At 35.7% G+C, this 24,734-nt stretch carries 22 protein-coding genes; 6 read left to right on the forward strand and 16 right to left on the reverse strand.

The window, feature by feature from the left end; translation table 11 throughout:
- The first annotated feature begins 28 nt into the window (after positions 1-28).
- The 3 genes from CG11_RS01475 to CG11_RS01485 all read left to right on the forward strand — a co-directional run bounded on the left by CG11_RS01475 (position 29) and on the right by CG11_RS01485 (position 2,497).
- Positions 29-418, forward strand: a complete 390-nt coding sequence (locus tag CG11_RS01475) for a DUF1573 domain-containing protein (protein WP_052592388.1) — start codon at positions 29-31, stop codon at positions 416-418.
- A gap of 74 nt (positions 419-492) precedes the next feature.
- Complete coding sequence (locus tag CG11_RS01480) at positions 493-1,317, forward strand: MoxR family ATPase (RefSeq protein WP_052592390.1); 825 nt, start codon at positions 493-495, stop codon at positions 1,315-1,317.
- Between the two features lies 1 nt (position 1,318).
- Complete coding sequence (locus tag CG11_RS01485; RefSeq protein ID WP_052592392.1) at positions 1,319-2,497, forward strand: VWA domain-containing protein; 1,179 nt, start codon at positions 1,319-1,321, stop codon at positions 2,495-2,497.
- Positions 2,498-2,566: 69 nt separating this feature from the next.
- On the opposite strand, the gene CG11_RS01490 is transcribed toward CG11_RS01485, so the two are convergent.
- Positions 2,567-2,980, reverse strand: a complete 414-nt coding sequence (locus CG11_RS01490) for a hypothetical protein (protein WP_052592394.1) — start codon at positions 2,978-2,980, stop codon at positions 2,567-2,569.
- A gap of 130 nt (positions 2,981-3,110) precedes the next feature.
- Positions 3,111-4,064, reverse strand: a complete 954-nt coding sequence (locus CG11_RS01495) for a nucleoside hydrolase (protein ID WP_052592396.1) — start codon at positions 4,062-4,064, stop codon at positions 3,111-3,113.
- Positions 4,065-4,541: 477 nt separating this feature from the next.
- On the opposite strand from CG11_RS01495, the gene CG11_RS01500 reads away from it, so the two are divergent.
- Positions 4,542-5,024, forward strand: coding sequence for a hypothetical protein (locus tag CG11_RS01500; RefSeq protein WP_052592398.1), 483 nt, complete (start codon positions 4,542-4,544; stop codon positions 5,022-5,024).
- 256 nt (positions 5,025-5,280) lie between these two features.
- Positions 5,281-5,892, forward strand: a complete 612-nt coding sequence (locus tag CG11_RS01505) for a hypothetical protein (RefSeq protein ID WP_052592399.1) — start codon at positions 5,281-5,283, stop codon at positions 5,890-5,892.
- A gap of 76 nt (positions 5,893-5,968) precedes the next feature.
- Here CG11_RS01505 and CG11_RS01510 read toward each other — a convergent pair whose 3' ends face one another.
- The 14 genes from CG11_RS01510 to CG11_RS01575 form a co-directional block, all read right to left on the reverse strand.
- The gene (locus tag CG11_RS01510; RefSeq protein ID WP_052592402.1) at positions 5,969-6,775 is read right to left on the reverse strand and encodes a chromophore lyase CpcT/CpeT; all 807 of its coding nucleotides are present in this window, start codon (positions 6,773-6,775) and stop codon (positions 5,969-5,971) included.
- A 161-nt stretch (positions 6,776-6,936) separates the two neighbouring features.
- Positions 6,937-9,174, reverse strand: coding sequence for a SulP family inorganic anion transporter (locus CG11_RS01515; RefSeq protein ID WP_052592404.1), 2,238 nt, complete (start codon positions 9,172-9,174; stop codon positions 6,937-6,939).
- A 97-nt stretch (positions 9,175-9,271) separates the two neighbouring features.
- Positions 9,272-9,697 (reverse strand): ATP-binding protein, encoded by a 426-nt coding sequence (locus tag CG11_RS01520; RefSeq protein WP_052592406.1) that lies wholly within the window; start codon positions 9,695-9,697, stop codon positions 9,272-9,274.
- Between the two features lie 3 nt (positions 9,698-9,700).
- Entirely contained in the window at positions 9,701-10,531 is an 831-nt protein-coding gene (locus CG11_RS01525) for a PP2C family protein-serine/threonine phosphatase (RefSeq protein WP_081909433.1), read from the reverse strand.
- 53 nt (positions 10,532-10,584) lie between these two features.
- Complete coding sequence (locus CG11_RS01530; RefSeq protein WP_052592410.1) at positions 10,585-10,917, reverse strand: STAS domain-containing protein; 333 nt, start codon at positions 10,915-10,917, stop codon at positions 10,585-10,587.
- A 10-nt stretch (positions 10,918-10,927) separates the two neighbouring features.
- Positions 10,928-11,779 carry a protein-glutamate O-methyltransferase CheR gene (locus CG11_RS01535; RefSeq protein ID WP_052592412.1) on the reverse strand — a complete coding sequence of 284 codons (852 nt, stop codon included), beginning with the start codon at positions 11,777-11,779 and terminating at the stop codon, positions 10,928-10,930.
- 411 nt (positions 11,780-12,190) lie between these two features.
- Positions 12,191-12,799, reverse strand: coding sequence for a chemotaxis protein CheC (locus CG11_RS01540; protein ID WP_052592414.1), 609 nt, complete (start codon positions 12,797-12,799; stop codon positions 12,191-12,193).
- Between the two features lie 22 nt (positions 12,800-12,821).
- Entirely contained in the window at positions 12,822-14,621 is a 1,800-nt protein-coding gene (locus CG11_RS01545) for a chemotaxis protein CheA (RefSeq protein WP_052592416.1), read from the reverse strand.
- 91 nt (positions 14,622-14,712) lie between these two features.
- Positions 14,713-15,756 (reverse strand): chemotaxis response regulator protein-glutamate methylesterase, encoded by a 1,044-nt coding sequence (locus CG11_RS01550; RefSeq protein WP_052592418.1) that lies wholly within the window; start codon positions 15,754-15,756, stop codon positions 14,713-14,715.
- An 11-nt stretch (positions 15,757-15,767) separates the two neighbouring features.
- Positions 15,768-16,136, reverse strand: coding sequence for a response regulator (locus CG11_RS01555; RefSeq protein ID WP_052592420.1), 369 nt, complete (start codon positions 16,134-16,136; stop codon positions 15,768-15,770).
- Positions 16,137-16,523: 387 nt separating this feature from the next.
- Positions 16,524-16,961, reverse strand: a complete 438-nt coding sequence (locus CG11_RS01560; protein ID WP_052592422.1) for a hypothetical protein — start codon at positions 16,959-16,961, stop codon at positions 16,524-16,526.
- A 130-nt stretch (positions 16,962-17,091) separates the two neighbouring features.
- On the reverse strand, positions 17,092-17,622 hold the full coding sequence (locus tag CG11_RS01565; protein ID WP_052592424.1) for a chemotaxis protein CheW: 531 nt from the start codon (positions 17,620-17,622) through the stop codon (positions 17,092-17,094).
- A 32-nt stretch (positions 17,623-17,654) separates the two neighbouring features.
- A complete protein-coding gene (locus tag CG11_RS01570) occupies positions 17,655-20,018 on the reverse strand; it encodes a methyl-accepting chemotaxis protein (protein WP_052592425.1) in 2,364 nt (787 codons plus the stop codon).
- Positions 20,019-20,646: 628 nt separating this feature from the next.
- Positions 20,647-22,404 (reverse strand): PAS domain S-box protein, encoded by a 1,758-nt coding sequence (locus CG11_RS01575; RefSeq protein ID WP_197043759.1) that lies wholly within the window; start codon positions 22,402-22,404, stop codon positions 20,647-20,649.
- Between the two features lie 687 nt (positions 22,405-23,091).
- Here CG11_RS01575 and CG11_RS01580 point away from each other — a divergent pair.
- Complete coding sequence (locus CG11_RS01580) at positions 23,092-24,318, forward strand: pyridoxal phosphate-dependent aminotransferase (RefSeq protein ID WP_052592429.1); 1,227 nt, start codon at positions 23,092-23,094, stop codon at positions 24,316-24,318.
- Positions 24,319-24,734 lie beyond the last annotated feature (416 nt).

The raw sequence follows: 24,734 nt of genomic DNA on the forward strand, positions 1-24,734 counted from the left end.
TACATCGCTTCAACGAATTATTGAATCAATGAAATTACTTTTACTTTGTTCTTTGCTCTTTTCCTTCCAGTACACGCTTGCTCAAAATATAGAGTTGGCTGAAATGGCTATTAATGACGAGGGATACACCCTGCTAGACTTTGGTATTCTCAAAGCGAAAAAAATCACTAAAAGAACCTTGATTTTAATAAACACAGGCGATCAAGATTTGGTAATTTCTAAATTGGAAGAGGGCTGCCATTGTACGACAATTAAAATCAAAAAAAAGATACTCAAACCTAATGAACAAACTAAAATCTGCCTCAAGTGGCGTCCTATTGATGATAGCGAATTTAATTCTAGTGTCATGATTCATAGTAATGCTAAAAACTACCCTCAATTATGGATACAAATGGAAGGTAATGTAGAACAAGATTAGTCCTTATCAAGACTCCTTTTAAAACTAAAATACTATCTTCGTGTTTTCTATTTAACAACTAGTCATCCATTCACATGAAATTTACAGGAACTGACCATTATATAGCCTCCAAAGATTTGCAATTAGCCGTTAATGCTTCCATTGCTATGGAGAAACCGTTATTAATTAAAGGAGAACCAGGAACAGGAAAAACATTATTGGCACACGAAATTGCTAAAGGATTGAATAAACAACTCTTTACTTGGCACATCAAATCGACTACCAAAGCACAACAAGGTTTGTACGACTATGATGCCGTGTCTAGGTTGAGGGATTCTCAATTGGGAGACGAAAAAGTACATGACATTTCCAACTACATTATCAAAGGAAAACTATGGGAGGCTTTTGAAGCAGACGAGCGAGTTGTTTTATTAATTGACGAAATCGACAAGGCGGATATTGAGTTCCCCAACGACTTACTACTAGAGTTGGATAAAATGGAGTTCTTCTGCTATGAACTCAACAAGACCATTAAAGCCAAGCATCGCCCAATTGTTATTATCTCATCAAATAACGAAAAAGAACTGCCAGATGCTTTTTTAAGACGTTGTTTTTTCCATTATATCTCCTTTCCTGATCGAGCTACTTTGAGTCAAATCATTGAGGTACACTATCCCAATTTGGAACAGCGTTTGGTTCACGAAGCAATGGAGCAATTCTATGCCATCCGAAACATCCGAGGTTTAAAAAAGAAACCGTCTACGAGTGAGTTATTGGATTGGATTAAGTTGTTAATGGTTGGCAACATTAATGCAGATGGTTTAAAAGAAGCACAACAACAAGGTCGTATTCCATTGGTTGGGGCTATCATTAAAAATGAACAAGACTTGGCATTGTTAAAACATTTGCAAAAAAATTAAGATGTTTTTAGATTTTTTCTTACTCCTAAAACATCAAGGCATTCCTGTTAGTTTGGTGGAGTACTTGTCCTTATTAGAAGCCCTCAATAAAGGTGTTATAAAAAAAAGTGTTGACGAGTTTTATTACTTGTGCCGCATTTCTCTTGTTAAAAATGAAAAGCATTTAGACGATTTTGATCGACTATTTGGATTATATTTTAAAGGTATTGAAACAATTACAGATGAAGCGTTATTCGAAATCCCTGAAAACTGGCTTACGCAAAACGGAGAACGATTGTTCTCCCAAGAAGAAATGGACAAAATCAAAACCATGGGTGGACTCCAAAAATTGCTTGAGCGCATCCAAGAGCTTTTCAAAGAACAAAACGAACGACACCAAGGAGGAAACAAATGGATAGGTACTGGTGGTACTTCTCCTTTTGGGGCTTATGGTTATAACCCAGAAGGCATTCGTATTGGTCAACACGAATCTAGGCATCGTCGTGCGGTCAAAGTTTGGGACAAACGCAATTTTGAAAATCTCAAAGACGATGTAGAGTTAGAGACTCGAAATATGAAACTGGCATTAAAACGCTTGCGCAAAATTACCCGTGAGGGAACAGAGGAAGAATTAGACCTGCAACAAACCATCAAAAAAACTTCTGAAAATGCGGGAATGCTGGAGCTAAAAATGTTGCCCAAAAAGAAAAATACGGTTAAAGTTTTGCTGTTGCTAGATATTGGAGGCTCTATGGATGACCATATTGAACTTTGTTCGCAGCTTTTTTCGGCGGCTAAATATGAATTCAAAAATCTAGAATTCTATTATTTTCATAATTGTGTTTACGAAATGCTATGGAAAGATAGTACTCGGCGTTGGGGAGAATACATTTCTACCTATGATGTTCTCAACAAATATAATAGTGACTACAAAGTCATTTTTGTAGGTGATGCGGCTATGTCTCCTTATGAAATTATGATGAAGCATGGCAGTGTAGAACATTATAATGAAGAAGCAGGAATTGTATGGCTCGATCGTTTTAAACAAAAATTCAAAAACTTGGTCTGGTTAAATCCGTTGCCTCAAAACGAATGGCAATGGACTCGCTCTATTCAAATGCTTCAAGAATTCACTGAGCAAAAAATGTTTCCTCTGACCATTCGTGGGATTGGAGAAGCTGTGGATGCTCTAAAAGATTAAAAATTGCTACGTTGTGTCAATGCGTTGTACTACTATTTTTTGAGGAAGCTAAAGACAAGTATTGATCACTTATAAATGGCGATCAATAATACCTTCCTCCATCAAAACAATCATCAAAATAGGGGCAGGAATATCGCCATCCCAATTGTACAAAATATCGCCTTCTACTTCCTCGCCCATCCTCAACAAACCATTGGGCCAGTTGCAAATGACATTATTAGAGGGCGAACTACCTTCTACTAATTTATTGTTGTGAAAGTTGTAAATAATATCGCCCGATTTCTGGTTGCCAACACGCAGATTTGTTCCATCCCAATTGTACAATACTTTATTGAACTGCGAATTCCCTTCTCGAATGGCAGCACCGTCAAAATTATACGCTACTTCTCCATACGGAGCGTTTCCAATAATTAGCTTTTTCCCATTCCAATTGTAGATGACTTTGGCTGTGTCGGCACTACCTTTTTTTATTTTAGGATTCATCTTTATTTTTTTAATTTCTTGATGTCTGAGTACTCAGATTACTTTACTAAGTGCTTTTCTATCTCTTATAATTCATCGTTACCCCATCACTTTGTTCCTGCCTTTGGACTAAAAAACACTAAAATCTAGTTTAGGGAGTTGCCAAGAAGTCTGCTTTAAATTGAGTAAAAAGGTATTTATAAAACACTTCTTTATCAACATCTACAGCAATTTTCACTCGTCTACTATTGGGAGAATTGCTCAACAATGTCTGCCCTGCATTAGGAGGGCGAACCACAACTTCTGCTTGAACGTCTTCTACTACAAAATAATGCTCTAAGGCAACATAACTTGTTGCTAGAATATCCCACATATAATAAATATAGTGATAACTTGGGATATTATCGACTGTCAAGGCCCAAAATTGTGCCGCCAAGTTGGAAAGTTCATACTTAGCTTGTTTCGCCAACTTGGATAAAAAAGCCTTGTCAACAGGAACATGATTGGTAACATCCAGCGGAATTAAAATCAATGGTAATTCTAATTCAAAAAGCTTTTGTGCGTGAATGGGATCCCAATAAACATTCCACTCGGCAGTGCCATTGTGTTGGTAGGTTTGAACATTTCCAGACGTTCTAAACGCTCCCCCCATCCAAATAACTTCTTTAATTTTTGTTGCTATGCTAGGTTTTTGCGCTATTGCCAAAACAAGATTGGAACAAGGACCTGTCATAATAATTTTAACAGGTGCTTCTGCTGCCTCTAAACTCGCAATCATCAAATCAACTGCCGTTGGTAAACTATAAGGATCTGGTGAGGGAGGTAAATTGATTAGCATAGGCAATGAATTAACAATCTCTGGTCTAGCCCTCCATTCACTAGGAAAAGCATTGACTCCATTAAACGTTCCTCTACCAATAGGGATGTGTTCTTTTTGAGTCATTTGCAACAACTTGTAGGTAGACTCTATGGCCGGCTCCAAAAAGCAATCTGCTGGAGTTACAGTAATCCCAATTAGTTCAATATTAGGCATTGTTAGTAAGAGTAAGACAGACAATAAATCATCTATACCACCATCATGATCCATCAATACAAGTTCCTTCATCTAGTTTTTTTCTTAACGTTTTAGCATTTTTTGACCTCAACTCAATGAATTGCAAGCAGATTGGTCTTATTTCGCCTCTAAAATCAAAAAAAATCAGAACTATTCAGACTATTTGAAACATTTTCTTTTATAAAGAGTATATTGTTGTGGTTTATAGTTTATTAAAAATATAATAAAACCTAACCTCTTAATACCATTACTTCGTAAAAAAAATTATATCAACTTGATTATCAACAAACCACGAAGTAGTAGCGCAGCTAAGTGCTATAATACAACACCCTATTTTTAAACTATATCAAATCAACAATCCGTATAATTCCATACTTTTTTGTGCCAATCATTACGATAAATAGTACAACCATTTAACATTATTCTGTTGAAACCACACAGTAGCAGCGAACCGAGCTCACGAAGTAAATCGTATCAGTTTAATGTTTACCTAATTAATTCACTTTTTAAACTCTAAACACTTTAATTATGTCTAAACTATTTTCAATCACTTTACTAATTTTAGCATTTTCTCTTTTAAACTCTCAATCCGCAGAAGCCCGTAGAGGGGGTGGATTCTTTAGCTTTGGAGGAGAAGCAATGGCTAAAGTCCAAGACTTTCCTGACACAGAACAATTTCAGATGGACGATGGTACTTATGTTGATGCAGGTTGTATTTACAAACAAGTGACTATTCTCTTTATTCCTGTTTGGAATTATGACATTCGTTGGTGTGGCTATACAGGTGAGGACGATAGTTATGTGATGATGACAAAAGAAGAATTGGACGTTCTTGCAAAGGAGGCTGATATTACCTTACCAGAATCGCCATCCCTATCTTTTTGGCACTCTATCGGAGGTAAATTACTTTTTATCGTTGTAATTGGAGGACTTATTGCCTATGGCATTTTTTCTTCAGATGATGAAGAGGAAGAAGAAGCTCCTAAAACAGAAGAAAAACCTGTGGAGTAAGTTTAAGAGCCTGTTTAAAATTTAGGCTCTAATTACAAACAGATATAGATACTTGCCTCATCAGCTATAAAGTTGATGAGGTTTTTTATTTAGATTTTTCTTAACAATTTCTTTCCCATCCTATTTTAAAATCATCCCGTTTTCTAAATCAAATTACCAAGAGCTTGTTTTAAAATGCGCATTGTACAAACTAGCAAACTATTAATTTTTTTGACAACCAATAGTTTCTATCACCAAAAAATTTAAACTACAAAAAATGAAAAACGCAATATTTTTAATGCTCCTATCTATAAGTTTATTTTCTTTTCACAATGTCAAAGCGCAAGTCTATGTAAAAAAGGGAGATCTAAAAGCTTTATTGAGTGACCAAAGCACCATTGGTGTTCGTTTTACGTATAACAATATGTCTGTTGGAAAATTTGGCTCTGAAGAGAACTACGTATTACAAAAAGTAAATCGATACGACAATATGAAATTGGGCAGGGGAAAAATTTGGCACAAAGCATGGATTAATGACAGGTTCTGTCACTTTCAACCAGAATTTTTGCATTGGCTTACCAAACGTACCGCAAAAACTCAACTTCAATTCTTGGACAATACCGATGAGACAAAGTACACCATGGTCGTTAATACCGATTATGTAGATTTAGGATTTAATGCTCTAATTATAAGAAAAAGAGCACAAATTCATACTACCATTAAAATTGTTGAAACGGCTACTAATAAGGAAGTTGCTGTCTTAAAAGTAGCAGCACAAAGCCCTCGGTTTATTTATAGTTATGATGAAATTTTCTCTAAAATTAGAGTGGGTCAGGCTTACAAAGAAGCTGGCAAAAAAATAGGAAAGTATTTAGCTAGACTATTATAAACTTCCTTTACCTACCCCAATTAAAAATGCTCCATCAAAGTAATATTGATGGAGCATTTTAGGCAAAGATAAACTCTTAGTTTTCTGTTAACAGATGCCCCATTTCATCTTCTTTCAAACGTTTAAATTCTAAGCCATTTTTAGCGCTTTTTTTCAAATGCTCTTTGCTAGAGTTATAGAAGTGGAACCACATGAGGTATTTAGAATCGCTTAATTCAAATTCTAGATCAACATAACGTGCAGGACCTTCAGCTGTCAACATCTCACAATTAATTTCTTTTGGTGGTACGGTCTTAAATGTACCAGGCTTGTCTTCTTGGTGTGCAATAATCAAATCACAGCCATCTCCTCTAACCAAATCTTTTTTGATATTCAAGTCAGGGAACTTGGCGTGTTTCCATGCATTGACATATTTCTTAGGGTTTTTGAGATAGTATACCTCCATTCTAAAGGAATCTCGTGTTACTTGAACATACTGCTCTACCCGTTGATCCATTGGAGCATCTATTAATTTTGGAGAGAAAAACTCCAAATATACCCAAAATTCTCCTGGTCGATCTTTCAGAATAGGCATCACAATAAACTCTTGTTGCGGTTCTGTTGTTGTACCTGCTGCTACTTGGTCTCTATTGCTAAAATGTCCAATAACTTGGTATTTTAAACGATCAAATTTGTTATAAATTTCCGAAATTTCTTCGGCGGATTTAATGTCTTTTAAATAAGGCAAAATATGCTTTTTGTTTCGTTTTCTTTTTTGCCCATAAGAAGTTGTTGTTGCTCCTAAGCAAAAGAGCGCAACTAAACCCAAAACCCAAAATTGTACTTTCCCTAATTGATAACGATTAGAAAAACTGTTTTTTTGACTTAGTCGATAATGATTCATAATGCTATTTTTTATTCATAAATAAATATATCTCTCTCAGGGGCAAGAGATGTTATTGTTCAAGATATTACTACTCAAGCAGCTCAAAAATCATCCTACTAAGAAAAAGTAGGTATTTTGTCTTGCTCAAGTCCCAAGCACTCAAAAGACTCAGCAATGGATTACAGCATTGCTTCTAAATCTAATGGCTGTGCTTTCCAACTTTCTAGCAATATCTCTGCCAATTCGTTACTAAATGTATGCATCCGAGTCATTGCTGAAGGAGTAGCAAAACGCATTTCCTTAAAAATCAACAACATAGTACCATTGCATTCCATATGATAATATGGGTTGCTATTCAAATATTCAACCAATGGTTGGTTAAAAAATTTGCGTATGGCTGCGGGGTCTGCACCTTCTAGCAAAAACTTTTCTGAGAAATCAGGATACTCTTCCATATTAATATCTTCTTCTCTTAAGGCTAATTTCACGCCAATTTTATCTAAAAGTGCTTCTCGTTGCAATACAAACTTGGGAGCATTAAATGGGAGGTGTAAAATAGACACACTTGTATAACGTTCTTGGTTAGAGAAAACGCCTCCTTCCTCAAAGGTAATATCACAAGTCTGCCATTCAAAAAACATCTTATAGTTTCCTTTCGCTGTATTAAAGGTATATTCTATAGTTCTGCTTTTAAAAAATTCAAAGTCTTTTAATTGTTGAAAATCCCAACGAACCTCAGGCCAAAATTCTCCATTATTTTCTTCTGACAATGTCTTTAAGGCTATTTGACGTTGGTTTAACTGTGGTTTTTTATCACTAGGTAGTATTCTAGTTGCATTAGGATGACGGGAATAAGCATCGTGTGCTCCTAGACCAACCAATTCGAAATTAATATTATCAGGCAAATCATAGCGGGGGGCATCATCGTGCAAATACTCTAACACAGTATAATCTATCAGACGAGCATGAGACATATCTACAATGATATGCTTTTCCGTTTTGGCACTGACCTTCAATACTTTTTTCAATTTGGGAATATTGACAAAATTCACAATTCCCTCTAGTTTAACATAAAGTTCGTGTGTATTTTCAGTACGTGTTGTTTGAATAGAAGGTTGCGTTAGGTAATCTATAAATTTCTTAAGTTTTAAGTTTGACTTGGCATAGTGATTAAATACTGTTGTCACAATTCCGATAAACAAACCTGCCAATAATCCATAGACTAAGGTGGCAAAAAAAGTAGTAAAGAAAATCAAAAATTGATCGTCTCCTTTTCTATAAGTATCCACCCAAAGTTTGGGTGTTGCCAATTTGTATCCTGTATAAATCAATAATACCGCCAATGCTGCTAAAGGAATCCAACGAATAATTGGAGCACAAATTAGAACAAACAGTGCTAGTATAATTCCATAGTAAAGATTGGACCATTTTGTCTTTGCTCCATTATAAACAGGAATTGCCGTAATAACGGGCAAACCACCGATACATCCAGCAGCAATAGAACTTAATCCTGTTGCAATCAACTCTTTATTCAAATTCGTGTTGCGTTCCAAAGGATCTAATTTATCGACTGCTCTAGCACTTGCCAAAGTTTCAATAGCTGAAACAGCTAAAATACTCAAAGCAACCGACCAAAACTCCCATTGGTCAATTTTTGCAAAACTAGGAAAGACGAGGTACTGTTTTATATCTAATGGAATATCGACCAAATACGTTGGCCCTACAGGGTAAGCCGTGTTAAAAAACGGTACATAATGCGTCTCAAAAAAGTTAAAATAGTAAACAATTGGAATTGTAAATAAAACGATCCAAATCGGTGTTGGTACCCTTTGCATCATTTTTATACTCATCTGCTTGTGCACAAATAGTGTAATGGCTGCAACAAGGCTAATGATTAAGATAATTGGGTTCAACTTCCAAAAACTCTCTTTGATCATAGAAAAGCTCTCATAAGCACTCTCACTTTCTAGCGAGACACCAAATACCAAATGAACCTGAGTAACAATAATTGTAAATCCTACAGCCGCCAGCATTCCGTTAATTGCTGCGGTTGGAATAATATCTCCTCGTTCACCTAATCGAAACATTCCGAACAACAATTGCCCTATACCTGCAACAATAGTTGCCCCTAATAGAGATTGAAATCCAATCAAAGATTCCCCATCGCCTAGTGCTATTCCGCCAGACAACATCACTGCAATTAATCCCGCCGAAGGTCCATTAATTGTAATATGGCTCCCACGGAAGAAAGTTGCAACAATGCCCCCTACAACAGCAGATAGAACGCCTGCCATTGGTGGCACTCCAGATGCGACAGCAATGCCGAGCGCAATAGGTAGAACGACCAATGCTAAACCAAAGGCCGCAGTGACATCTTCTTTAAAATATTGTTGTATTGTTCCTAACTTCTTTGTCATTTATTTTATCCTTTGCTATTTAAATAGCCTAGTCTTTTGTACACTACAACCAATAGAACGGGAACTTTTTCTATTGTTGAGCATCCTTATTTATTTTCTAACAATTGTTTTTAATCATTGAGGTGATGTTTAAATTCACCTGTCTCTTATAACTGTATTCATCCATCAATTTCTTCACCAAAAGAATACCCAAGCCACCTACTTCACGATCTTCTAGGGGGATAGATAGATCTGGTTCAGGTGTATCAAAAGGATTAAAAGGTATTCCTGCATCGGTCAATTGAATAATTAATTTTCCAGTTGTGAACAGCTCTATTGAAATATCAATCTCGTGTTCGTCATCATCGGGAAAGCTGTACTTAACTATATTGGATAACAGTTCGTCTAACACAATATTTACCTTTATCATAATTGTTTCAGGAATATCATACTGTATCGCAAAAGTTTCAAACGCACTAATTGCACGTTGCACTTCCTCTATGGTGTTTTTAATAATAATTTTTTTTGAATGTATCTCCCCCATTGTTTATTCTTTTATTTCAACACACAAAGCGGTTATATCGTCAAATTGTTCTTCTCCTCGTTCGAATAGTAATATATCCATGACCAATCGCTCTACTGTATCCTTTACATTTTTGAAAGGTCGCTCTAAGGATTGGCACAGCCGAGTTTCTGAAAACAATTCTAAAGCACTGTTATGTGCTTCGGTAATTCCATCGGTATACGCAAAAATCACATCTCCCACCGACAAGGAGATGGTTGATTCTCCATACGTTATATCTTCCATTGCAGCCACTACAGGACCATGCAAGGTGGACAACTTTATCAAGTTGCCTTCTTTTTGGCGAATAAAAGTAGGGTTGTGCCCTGCATTTGTATACACCATTTCTTTTTTTGCTAAGTCAATAATTCCCATAAAAACAGTCGTAAACATGTAATTAGGGTTATTGGTCGCCATTTCTTGGTTCACATGACTCATAATACTTGCAGTAGAAAAATCTGTTGCTGCTCTAGACTTTAACAAAGCCTTGCCAACAGCCATCATAAACCCAGCAGCTACTCCTTTTCCTGACACATCTCCTACTACAATTCCTAAGTGAGTATCATCTAACAAATAATAGTCATAAAAATCGCCCCCAACCTCTCTTGCCGAGATTAGTTTTGCATACAGTTCAAAATCTTTTCGTCCTCCAAAATCAGGGTGGCTCATTGGCACCATATTCAGTTGAATGTCTTTGGCTAGATTTAGTTCCGCTTCCATTCGAACCTTTTCTTCCTTCAGTAGCACAATTTCCTGCTCTTTTTGAGCCAAGATATTGTTTACCTCATCAGATTTATTTGCTTCTTTTCCCATCATTCAATTTATATTGTCAGGACTTGATTGTTATAATGATTTACCAAAACACCGTTTTAGTTAAAATTAGTCACGGCTTCGTCCAACGTTTTCTTTACATCCAAAATTTGACTAAACCCTGAAATGTCCAAAATTTCTTGGACAACGTTATTCGCATTACAAATTCTAAACAACCCACCCGATGCTTTTAACTTTTTGGCTGTACCCAAAAAAACACGCAAGCCTGCACTACTCACAAAAGCCGTTTGTTCAAGATTAAAAATAATTTTTTGATTATTTTCCAAATACTTGTTTACTTCTATCTCTGCTTTGGGGGCTGTTCCTGTATCTAGTTGACCGATAAAATCTAAAATCAACATATCGTCTTTCGTTGTACTTACAATATCCATTTCTTAAGTATTAAGTATTATTTTTATAATTCAAATTCTTCCTATAAATTCTAGTTGCTGCACAATATAAGGTAAACATTTCTTTAGATTGATATGGAAGCATGTCATAATAACCTATTATAAAAAACCCATCATCATCTAATGCATCATAAAAAAGCTTTAACACCTTCATTTTTAAAACACTATCAAAATATAGCATTACATTTCTACAAAAAATAATTTTAAAAGTTTCTTGCATTTCGTCCTGTACTAGGTTATGCCGCTGAAATCTAATATGTTTTTTTAGTTGATTCACAACTCGAAAACTACGCTCCTCTTTAGAAAAATAACGTTCTACATCCCCTTTTGGATTGTATAAAGCATAAGATTTGGCACATTTGTTCCAAATGATATTGCTATAGCTGCCTTCTATTGCTTGGGCAAGTGCTTTAGCACTCAAATCTGTTGCCAGTACTTTTGACTTGTGCAACATAAAGTGCTCTTTTAAAACAATCGCCATAGTATAAATCTCCTCTCCTGTCGAACAACCCGCATGCCAGATAGTTAGTTCATCTTGATAGCCAATTTTTTTGAGGACATCTGTTTTCAATTTTTGCCACAAATCGTAGTTTCTAAAAAACTCTGTCAAATTAACCAGCAACTCATCTATATAACTTACTATTAAGGACTTGTCTCTTAGCATTTGCCCCCATAAACCCAACATAGAATCTAAGTCTTTTTTAGCAATTAATCGAACAAGTCCTCTTTTTAGTGACTTTTGCTCGTAACTCGTAAAATCTAATCCAAAACGAGTTTTTACTGCTGTTGTAAAAGCATTTAATTCCTCATCGGTTATCTGTAGTCGTTTAGGGTGTTCTGCCATATCAAATCTGCAATTCTCTTATAATTCTATTGTATTTAATTCTAGTAGTTCGTTGATTACCTACGGTGCTACTTCGTGGTAGCTCCCTGCGGTCGTGACCTTGGGCTTTTGTGCTACTAGCACAAGCCTACTCGGCTATCGCTTAGTTGTTTACTTTTTCACCAAAAAAAGATAAAAAAGTACATTTATATTAGCTTAATAATCAAAACTTTAACACAAAACGCAACAAATCCACAACTTGTTGATTATCAACTGCGCAGCACTCACGAAGTAAACTAATAAAGTTTACTTCGTGAGCGCTGCGCTTTTAGTTAGCTGCGCTGCTACTGCGTGGTTTCAACGAACTATTGTAATTCATTACTCCCTTGAAACCACGCAGCTAACTAAAAGTAAAGCACTCCCGAAATAAATCTATTGTCCTTGAGCACTAAGTTGTTTGATATCATTGATAAAAGGCTCATTCATAAACCATAAAAACATAGGACTAAACGACTTACCTTTAGCCGAAAAATTGGTTTTAAAATTGATCACATGAGATTGGTTGTTCAAGCGTCTCTGTATAAATACTTCAAAAGTACTTGGATCAATATGACTCAATTGAGGTACCGAACCGTGCATTTTTCGTTTCAGTAAATTAGCAAACTGAGTAATAACCGCTGCTGCAATGATATTATCAACCTCTAACAAGATAGCATCTTTCATAGATTCAAATAGCACGGGATCTTTAATTACTTCAGGAGGCAAAGCAGCCTTTTGTAACATCTCTGCTTCCTCTTCTGTAAATACCAAACAACAAAATCCCTCTAATTCTCCAACCACCTCTGTTGTCAACAAATAAGCATTTCCAGTACACCTTAATTTTAAAGGCGTTTTATCTGCAATTCCTAAGTTGTTCACTCCAATCTGCTCAACGACGATGGGTTCTTTCATAAAGAAAGAAAGTGTCTCTGCGGCACTACTCAATCCTTGGTTAATAATAGCTTCAGCAGTTTGCATTTCTGCGTTGTTAAAAACTTCCATATTATTTTGTTGTCTTGTCTTTTTATCCTAATGCTGCGATGTTGGTACCAATTCGTTTTTCTCTAAATAAATGTGAAAGAATACTAACAATATCTAGTACCAAACACATTCTCCCTGTTCCTAGTATTGTCACTCCACTAAATAGAGCAACTTTGTCAATAGGTGGAGGCAATTTTTTCTCTACAATTTCTTTCTGTTGCATCAACTTATCTACCACTAGCCCAACCATTCGATGATTGTAGCTAACAATGACGATATCCAAGTTTGGATTTCCCTCTATTTCATCAAAGCGTTTGTACAAACTTCCTTTCTCTTCTATTTCCTTCATGGTTTCCATTTCAAACAAATCTTGCAAAAAGACAATCGATATTGTCTTGCCCAAATAAGTAGAAATCAAACCTGTATTAATCTTATGTATTTCGTTTTTAGGCATCGAAATAACTGCTTCTGTATAAGCCAAAGCAATCGCAAATTCTTGTTGGTTCAACTGAAACAACAACGCTGCCTTTACAGCCATAGAAGAAGGCAAACCTAGTATAAACGTAGTCCCTTTGCCCAATTCCGTTTCAATCGAAATTTTTCCACCTATAGATTCTACTGCCATTCTAACCACATCCAATCCTACCCCACGTCCAGAGATCTCCGTAACTACTTCGGCATTTGAAAACCCAGGCTCAAATAAGCACAGTAAAATTTCCTCTTTGGAAATAATTGGAGCGTATTCTTTTGGAATCAAGCCTTTTTTTATCGCCTTCTGTTTAATTTTATCTACATTAATCCCGTATCCATCGTCACTAATTTCAATATAAACTGTATCCTTTTCATTTCTAGCCCTCAATGTCACCACACCTCGTTCAGGCTTTCCCAATTTGAGTCGCTCCTCTGGTGGTTCTATACCATGTCCAACAGAATTTCGAACCAAATGCACCAAGGAATCGCTCATTGTTTTTAACACATTACGGTCAATCTCACTCTCTGTTCCTTCCAGCACCAAATCTGCTTTTTTGTTTTCAATAACCGCTGCATCCCTCAATACTCGATGAAACTTATTAAACAAGAACCCAACTTGCACCAAGCGAACATCCATGACACTATATTGCAAATCAGATGTCAAGCGGTGTAAGCGTGCCAAATCACTATTGATCCCTTTTTCCTCCAGCCGTTGAGCAATTAAAGTATCCTTCTCAATAATCAACTCCCCGACAATATTTAGCAACTCATCCAATTTTCGAACAGGCACCTGGACCATATCCGATAGAATGATTTTATGTCCTGTCTGTTCCAACTCATCGGATTCATCCTCATCATCACCTTCTCCCTCTTCTGTTGCTCCTATTACTGCCGTACTATTCTCTGTATTTGTCTGCTCTTCTGTATTACTCTCTTCTTTATTTTCTGTCGTTTGAACGGTTGTGGATTCATTTTGAGTCTCGTAATACGCCTTTGCCTTTCGCAGGGCAACCTGTAATTTGGTACGAATTCCTTTATAACGAACAGTAGCACCTGTTTTTACAGCTTGAATTAATTCACCCAAGACATCGTTGGCTCTAAACAAAGATTGAAACAACATAGAATCTAAGCTCATGCGTCCCAACTTCACCTCATTAAAAATATCCTCCATTACATGGCTCAACTCAGCAATCGCATCAAACCCCATCCCCATGGCATTGCCTTTGAGCGTATGTGTTATTCTAAAAATGGCGTCAATAGCAGATCGGTTTTGGTTATTTTTTTCCAATTCCGTAAATAGTCGATTGAGTTCTTCATAACTCTCCTCGGCTTCTGCCAGAAACATTTCCTTATATTCCTCTTCTTTTGCCATTGTTAATAATTAACTAATCTTTTGTTTTTTGATACACTAAAAGTCTCTCTTTGAGAGCAACACGATTCTTTCGAAACGATATGTTATTATTTTATGCCAAGCAACTGACCAAAAAGGCAGCAATTTCATCCAAGTGCACCACTTGCTTTACAGCTTGATTTTGAACCGCAGCTTTGGGCATTCCATAAACAATACATGATGCCTCACTCTGCGCAATTGTATAACTTCCAGCATCTTTCATTGCTTTCAAGCCAATCGCGCCATCTTTTCCCATCCCTGTCAATACTACCCCTATTGCTCTTTCTTGATAAGCTTTTGCTACAGAAAGCATCAAACCATCAACAGACGGATTGTTATAAGCCAAAAATTCTTGCTCTGTTTTTCCAAAAACGTACTTTTTTCCTCTTCGTTCTACGGTCAAATTTACATCTCCTGGTGCCAGATAAACATTTCCAGCCTCCAACACTTCTTTTTGCTCTGCCACTCGAACATTTAAAGGCGTCAATTGATTCAAACGATCTGCAAATGCTGGAACAAAATTAGCAGGCATATGCTGTGCAATAACAACTGGAATTGTCAAATTCTTAGGCAGTTGCGTCAGTATTTTTTCTAAAGATCGAGGTCCTCCAGTCGAAGCGCCTAAAACAATACAGTCATAAGAAGCTTTGCTATCGAACGAATGCTCGTGAATGTTTACTGGTGTAGGCTCGTCCCGCACCTCTTCCAAATCAACCGTACTCGCCACCTTTATTTTCTCTATTAAATCCTGTTTTACTTCATCCATATTAACCCGATTCTTAGCGGGTTTATTTAGGTAATCAATAGCTCCTAATTCTAGACCTTGCAGAATAGGATTCATATCAACATTACCAATAGAAGATAAAATAATAATAGGTGTAGGACAATGCTCCATAATTTCAACAACACCATAAATACCATCGTACTCTCCCATATTGACGTCCATTAAAACCACATCAGGCTTTAATTTTTGCGTCAACAAATAAGCTGTTTTGCCGTTATTAGCTTGTCCAATAACATGAATGTCAGGATCAGTATTAATAATATCGTTGATTAGGATACGCATTAGAGCAGAATCATCTGCCACCAGCACCCTAATCTGTTTTTTCTCGTTCACGATGCTTGAATTTATTCTTGCATTTCTTTATCAATAACCTCTAGCAAACTCTCTGTCGTAAAAGGCTTAACGATATAAGCAGCAGCCCCCAAACTCATCCCCTCTTGTATTACAGAATCTTGCCCCACAGCACTAATCATAATGACTTTAGATGGAATATTTTCATCTTCTTTTAATACTCTCAAAATATCTGTACCAATCATATCTGGCAAGATATTATCCAAAGTGATTAAATCTGGAAGTAAATCCAAAGCCATATCAATTGCCGATTCTCCATTGGCAGCCTGTCCCACAACTTCGTACCCAGCTGCTGTCAAAGCAGAATTAATCATCGTCCGCATATACAGGGAGTCGTCTACAATTAAAACTCGTTTACCCATTTTGTTTTTTATTATTTTTCAATAATCAAATTATACATTCTCAATTCAACATGATTTTATTGCAAATAGCATGATTTCAATTATCAATATAAGATGATTTTTTATGTTTTTTTTATTAAAAGTTTACTATTTTCTTCTAATCACTTGTGGCACAAACAGCAACACAGCTTTGCTAACCAACAAACTATGATAATAACAACTAAGTAATCGTTCAGAAAAAACTATATAAAAAACAACCTTCTTTTTGCGCTACTCTTCATCGAAACATCTTGCTTTAGCCCGCTACCACGAAGTAGCACCGCAGGTAAAGCTGCACTGTTCCTCTTCGATTAGCACTAAAAATAAGCCTATTTTTTAGCTATATTTTTTCTGCCCACTTACTTAGCTCTATTGTTTTTCATTTTGTTGAATAAGCCCTTCTCCACATTTTTCTATTTCATCTAATAACCACTCTATGGCTTGCTTTCTATTATTAAAGAGTTTTGTGGGAACTATTCGTCCTGTTTCATTAGGCTTCCCTCCTGATAATTTAAAGTATAAATTGCCTACTATTTTTGCAGCAAATGAATTCAGTATCAATGCTCTTGCAACATCTCCAACCTCTACATTTTGATAATAATGGAGTAGCTCTTTCGATACATATCTATTGGGCACATTCACCAAAAAACCTCGAGACTTTCCATCAATAGCCTTTTTTACCATCATCATGTTTTCTACTGCTATTTCTAGCGTATCTGACTCTTTCCAATCCTGATTATTTACCAACTCTACAATATCATCTTCTCTCAAAATAAACGTCATGGCTCTTGTTTTGTATTCTATCATTTTAGGACATATTTGGAGTAAAAAAATTAGGTAACAGAGCTTATTATCAATAGTTAGCTGCACTCACGCAGTAGCAGCGCAGCTAACTACTATCATTATAATATCATTAGCAATTTAATTTTTATACGTATTAATAAGAAGTTTTAACACCTTCTGCCTCAATCAACTTAACCATATCAATCAAAATAATCATTCGATCTCCTACATTAACAACACCAACCAAACAACTTGCATCTAAAGAAGAATACTGAATCAAAGTAGAAGCTTTATCAATATCATCAACTTCAATCGTCAACGTATTGGGCACTTCCTTGACTAGAATTCCCACTTTGAAAGCCTCGTTCTCGACGACCAACGTATAATTTTGAGCTTCCTTAGCCTCCAAGCCATCTCCCAAGCCAAATTTTTGTTCCAAATCCATAATGGCGATGATATTGCCACGAATATTGGCAACGCCCTTGATATAAGGAGGTGTTTGAGGCATTTTAGCCACACGAGGAGTCAAAACCACCTCTTTAATTTGGTCTATCGGAAGCCCATATTCTTCTCCAGCCAATTTAAAAATAATCAACTGCATTAACTCCGACTGTTCTTTGGCTTTTTGATGATTTTCTGCCTCCCGCTTCACATCATCTATAGTATATTCTGTTTTGTCAGACATCTATTCTATTTTTAATCCAAGAGGAAAAAAGATTATTGCAATTTAAACTTAGAAATGCTTTCTTGAAGTTGATTTGCTACATTAGCTAAGTCTTCGCTAGTAGCAGTTACTTCATTCATACCTTGACTTAGTACTTTACTAGAGCTAGCAACTTGCTCTGTTCCAGAAGCTGTTTCTTCTGCTACAACAACAATTTTTTCTATATTTTTAGCGGTAGCATGAATAGAATCTTTTTGACCTTCGGTAGCTTCCACAATTTCTTTGGACAAGTCCAATGTTTCGTGACTTGCTTTTTCTATACTTTCAAATACTGATTGGGCTTCTTTCGAAGCTTGCATTCCACTCTTTACATTTAGCTCCATGCTATCGATTGCTTTCGAAGCAACACTAATATCTTTTTGAATTTCGCGAATCACTTTTTCAATATCCACAGCTGATTTTTTCGAACCTTCTGCCAATTTTCTAATTTCTTCCGCTACCACGGCAAAACCACGTCCAGCATCACCAGCACGAGCCGCTTCGATGGCTGCATTTAATGCCAATAAGTTCGTTTGAGCAGCAATATCGGTGATAACACTCAAAGCACTAGCGATTTCTTCTGAACGTTCAGACAATATTTCGATAGAATCAGACGTACTGACCGCAGAGTCTTGAATTTCGTTCATACTATTAGCCACTAGCTTAATCGTAGACAAACCTTCCGAAGAGTTTTTCTGTCCTTCTAAAGCAGATTGGTTAATTAATCCAGCTTTCTTAGCCATAGTATCAACAGATTTTAGCACATTGTCCATCATTTTGCTTGCTTCGTCTGTTTGTTGTGCCTGCTGTTGGGCTCCTTCTGCCATTTGTTGAGTGGCGGAAGCTACTTCTTGAGTCGTATTCTTCATTTCCTCCCCTTTCACTAACATTTCCTCAGCTGAAGCAGCTACTAGGTTTCCTATTTGAGAAATTTGCCCCATCAAAACATTGATACTATCAATCGCAACGTTTAGTTCATCTCCTAAATTTTTGATATCACCTTCTATAAAAGAATCGAAACGTTCTGTCAAATCTCCTTTGGCAAGCGCCCCTACAATATCGCCAATTTCCATAATAGGCATAGCCACCGACTCTAACAATAAGTTAACAGAACTTGCCAGTTCTTTCCAATCGCCAGTTGCTTTACTTGCATCCAGTCGAGCATCTAATTTTCCTTCTTCTCCCGCCGATACAATAACCTTATTAATTTCATGCAAAAATTGCTTCTGAGGAGTTATATCGGTAGCTATTTTAACTACTTTTTCAACCTCCCCTCTTTTACCTTTAACAGGAGCATAGATTGCTTGAATCCACAAGGGTTCTCCACTCTTTTTAAACCTCTTAAAATCAGCACTTTGACTTTCCCCTGCTCTTAATTCTTCCCAAAAGCGCTTGTAATTTTCAGAATCAGCATAGCGCTGTTCCAAAAACACTTGATGATGCTCTCCTATCAAATTATCACTATCATCATACCCAAAGAGATGTAAGAAATTAGCATTGATATCTAATATTTTTCCATAAGGATCAAATTCAATTCGAGCAAAAGAACCATCTATAGCTGTTTTTAGATTCGCAGCTTTTAAGGCTTCTTCACGTTCCTCTGTGATATCGGTTGCAATTTTGATAATCCGAATAACAGAACCATCTCTACTTAATAATGGCGTATAAGAAGCTTGCACCCAAACAACATCACCATCTTTTGTTTTTCGCTGAAAAACACCGTGTTGTGCAATTCCATTTGCCAAATCTATCCAAAACTGTTCGTATTCATCAGACGATTTATATTCTGTTTCAACAAAAACTGAATGATGTCTACCTACTATCTCGCTAGGATCATCATACCTCATTATAGAGGCAAAATTAGTATTGACATCTAATATTGTTCCATCTCTGTCAAACTCGACTCTCCCAAAAGAACTATCAATCGTTTGTTGTAGTAAAGTTGTGTAATTATTTTCGTTTCCAGACATCATATTTTGGATTTGATTTTCATCGACTTGATTAATGTTATCTATTTTATGTGAAGATAGGACATCCTCTTTGGCTTCTAATACCAAATCTATAATATTTTCAACTAGATTACTATCTATATTAGATGCATCCAGTGCCATATCCAAATGACCTATAAAAGCGTTAAAGTGAGAAACTTGAATTTCTAGGTGAGCATGGGCTCGCTGGATTTGCTCCCCCATTTTATAAGTCTCTTCTACCAACAAAACTTCTAAAAAATTGACAATTTTTTCTTTTAGCCAATCAATATTTATTGCCTCAAAAAACGGAAGTAATTCGGTGTCGTTTAGGATACGTTCATACCAACGATCAACAACCTCTACTAATACCGATTTTCCTCCAATTTCCTCTAATAGTGTGTTTTCCATAGTTATGATAGAAGAAAAGCAACTGGTAAATCTATTCAATATGATGAAATGTCCTAAGTTTCACCATGTAAAAGAGAACCCCCGTTCTTTTAGAATAGACTATACCAGTCGCACTATTACATACAAATATATAATATATTATTTAAATACACAAAGAAAGACTTTATAATATCACAATGAATTATAAAAAGTCTTTAATTGACTAGTGCTCTACATTTAATTAAGTGGGAATATAATTGCCTTGTATTTTGTACAATAAAAATGTTTTAGTTATTAATTTAAGTAGGACTAAATATATAAAATATATGTTTATCAAATAATAACTACATATACAAGCTCATTCATTTTAAATATAAATAAAAAATATCGCATTCTACAACTTATCCCTATAAATTTAAGTGGGGATACCCAAACTTGTTCTTAGCTTTCAAAAAGGTTTTCTAAGTTTGGGGGTACACAAGTAAAATAAATACCTTTTTTTTAAAATAAAAAAAGCAATTTTAAATCTTAATTTTTGCTGCATCACGCCCCTATTATGAAGGTTTTTTATCAATAATTTGACCAACAATAAGCCAAAAAAAATCTAAAAACCATGTTAACCTAATGGTCTAACTATTAAGTAATAACCCTAGTTAATTTCTTGAAAATTCATTTCATAATGTGTCCCTTTTTGAGTCAAATTTCGTTTAATTTCGCCTCTAAGTTGTTTGGCTAAATTATGGATTAATTTAAGCCCTAAAGAGTTGGTTGTTTTGAAATTTACATCTCTAGAAAACCCCTTTCCATTATCGCCTATATACAGCACATAATTGGGGCGCTCTAAGGCTTCTAGACGAATATAAATAGCCCCTTTTTGATCTCCTTTTAAACCATACTTGAGTGCATTGGTAATAATTTCATTAATCAACAACCCAAGAGGTATAGCTGTATCAATATTTAGCTTTATGTTGTTGGCTTCTATAATCCACTCAATACTATGATTCGCACCTTTCATTGACAAAATCAAATAGTGCATCAAAGCTTCCATGTATTGAGCATAACCTATGGTAAGAAAATCTTCAGACTGATACAAGGTTTCATGAATCATAGCCATCGTATTGATCCGATATTGACTCTGCTGAAAAAGCACTTTGGTTGCCTCTTCATTGATGGTATTGGCTTGCAAACTCAGAAGACTCGTAATAACTTGTAAGTTGTTCTTAACTCTGTGATGAATTTCTTTTAGAAGCGTCTCACGTTCCTTGATAATTGTTTTAAGTTTTTGAGCTGTTTCTTTTTCATTGGTAATATCCTTGCTGTGTGAAGCATAACCAATTGGTGTTCCTGCATTATCCTTAATTAACTGTACAGACAAAAAGGCTTCAAAGGTAGTTCCATCTTTCCGCAATTGACGAATTTCTCCTGCCCACATTCCTGTATCAAGAATGGCTTGAATAACGGCTCCTGTTGTATGGCTTTCTTGGCTATTAAATACATCCACACTTTTCCCAATCAATTCATCTCCTTCATAACCATACAATCGATTGGCAGCAGGGTTTATATACTGTACAATTCCTTCTAAATTAGCAAATGTAATGGCATCCCAATTTTGAGAAACAATGTTTTCAAAGACACTCAAATCTTTGAGCAATACCTCTTTCTCACCAATAATTTGCTTTAGCTTTTCTTTGGTTTCTTTTTCCTTTGAAATGTCCTTACTATGTGATACATATCCAGTTGGAACCCCCATACTATCCCGAATCAACTGTACAGACAAGAAAGCATTAAACAAGCTTTTGTCTTTTTTGACTTTGACCAATTCGCCCGACCAAAAACCTGTTGCTTGCACAATTTTGCTAATTGCATCGGTTTGGTGTATTTCTTGATTGTTCAAAATAGAAACATGTCGACCAATCAATTCATTTTCATCATAACCATACAAACGATTGGTTGCTGGATTGATATATTGTATGACACCATCCAAATCTAAAAACTTGATGGAATCCCAGTTCTGAGAAACAATTCCTTCAAAAACACGCTTTTGAGACTTTAGCTCTACCTCTTGCGTACAGTCTCCTACAATCAAAAGCATATATTGTCCCCCATATTTGTCTTTATCATCTATTAGATTCAGGCGAACTCGATACCATCGCTTGCTGTTTTGGTCTGGCGAACTGTATATAATTTGATTGTTTTCTTTGGTTTCAAAAACAGCTTTTATTTTAGCAACAACATCTATTTTTAGACCATCTGGAAAAATCTCATCAATTGCTCTACCTAAAAATTCATCTGGAGGAATCCACAGCGAACGCTCATCTGCAACCCAATATTTTTTAAATATTAATTTTGAATCGATCAAAAACACGATATCATCTAAAGACTTTAGAATAGAGTTCAATTCTATCATAACATACATTTCTCATACAAACCTAAAGAAACAACTTCCTTCTAATTTCTAAAGGGGTTACCGAATACATAATATCTATACCGTAGTTTATCCAACCAAAATTAATCTCAGAACAATCACCATTGCCACAACAAGACAAACTACCCATAAAAAAGTAGTGACCAAAAATCACAAAAACTCAAAATAAAAAATAATCTTCAAGAACAAAGCATTTAGAGATAGTCGTCTGCATGCGCTTTTAATAATATAGATTTATTATAAATATAATAAATTTCAACTAGCATTTCCAATAATAAAATAAACTTTTAAAAATCAACTCAAAGCAAGTTTTAAAATATATTTGTTGGCAAAAAATAATAGCTCTTTGCTTCAATATCAAAAAGTCAACTTTTTTTCAAAGTATTCTTTTTTAGGTCTTTATTAATTATAATCTGCCTATTCTCCCTAATAGATTATTCAAAAGTATTGCAAATGAGTTCCACCATAGTATATGAACACAAACGAGTTAAGCATTTAGAACAAGGCATTACTGAGAGTACTTTAGCGGTTATTTTAGACACCTCTTAAAGTGAAACGTACAGTTTTATTGATAATTCTCTTTTTTAATTCACAATAATAAAAACCCTTTTGTACATTTGTATTTTAATTAGAAAATAAACTATTCTACATAAAAAAGTTTTTTGGATTATGCCAACAACATCAAACAGAGTAGCGAATACTCCTTCTTCTCCTATTCGCCGATTGGTTCCATATGCCGAAGCGGCAAAAAAAAGAGGCGTAGAGGTATTTCATCTTAACATTGGTCAACCAGATATTATAACTCCTCAAACGGGCGTGAATGCTCTACAAGAAGCTGACTTGGGAGTCATTGCCTATTCACATTCAGCTGGTCTTATCTCTTATAGAGAAAAGCTTGTTGAGTTTTATAGTCGATACGGAGTTGCTGTTGATACAGAACAAATGATTGTAACCAACGGTGGGTCTGAAGCATTGTTATTTGCTATGCTTGCTTGTGCAGATGCAGGAGACGAAGTTATTGTTCCTGAACCTTTTTATGCGAATTACAATGGTTTTGCAAAAAGTTTAGATATCACTATTGTTCCAATTACCGCACACATCAAGGATGGTTTTGCATTGCCAGCAATGGAGGATTTTGAAAAGAAAATTAGTCCAAAAACCAAAGCCATTTTAATTTGTAACCCTAGCAATCCTACAGGTTATTTGTATTCTGTTGAAGAATTGGAAAAACTAAGAACCATCGTAAAAAAACACGATTTGTTTTTGATTGCAGATGAAGTGTATCGCGATTTTTGCTACGAAGGACAAAAGCATACTTCTATTTTGGCATTAGAAAACATGGAAAACCATGCTATTGTTATCGACTCAATATCGAAACGTTATAGTGCTTGTGGTGCTCGAATGGGTGTTGTTCTTTCAAAAAATGAGTCGTTTATGGTAGAAGCTATGAAATTAGCGCAAGCGCGCTTGAGCCCTTCTACTTTGGCTCAAATTCTAGCAGAAGGCTTGATAGATACCCCTCAAAGTTATTTTGGAGACCTAACCAAAGAATACGACCACCGTCGACAAACCGTCATCAATCGCTTACAAGCAATGGAGGGTGTTGTTTGTCCTAATCCTAAAGGTGCGTTTTATGCTTTTGTTAAATTCCCTGTCGATAATTGTGATAAATTCTGCCAATGGCTTTTAGAAGAGTTTGAACACAATGGCAAAACAATTATGATGGCTCCTGGAGCAGGGTTTTACAATACAGATGGATTGGGTGTACAAGAAGCTCGCATCGCTTATGTATTAAATTCTGACGATTTGAACACGGCAATGGATTGTTTGGAAGCAGCTTTGAAGGTATATCCAGGACGTTTGGAGACCAATAAAATCGAATTGGACGTCAACTAAAAATGATTTTTACAAGAGCAGGATACGTAGCCACGTGTGCTGCTTTTTTGTTTCTAAAACGATAATAACGTATTCGTATAACGTCAAACAACATGCAGTACTATCGTTTATTGGTGCAGTAGCAACAACAAGCAACTTTTGGGAATGCCTTGATTTTATGCTTGGCTTTTTTAATAAAAATTAAAATGTTTGGCTACTCATATACTTCATTTAAGAGATTCATTCGTTAAGATAGTGAAGTTTTTTAGGTATTAATTCACTTCTAGTCTTTAAACTTTTGTAAATTTACAGATAATGCTGCTTTTAAGCCGCTTTAAAAATACAAATAGCACTTAAAATCAGCGTATTATTTTATAAAGAACACCTAACTAAAATTTTGTGTATTAATCATTGAGCATAATTAATATACAGAGAAG

The organism is Aureispira sp. CCB-QB1, from assembly GCF_000724545.1.
Taxonomy (GTDB): Bacteria; Bacteroidota; Bacteroidia; order Chitinophagales; family Saprospiraceae; genus Aureispira.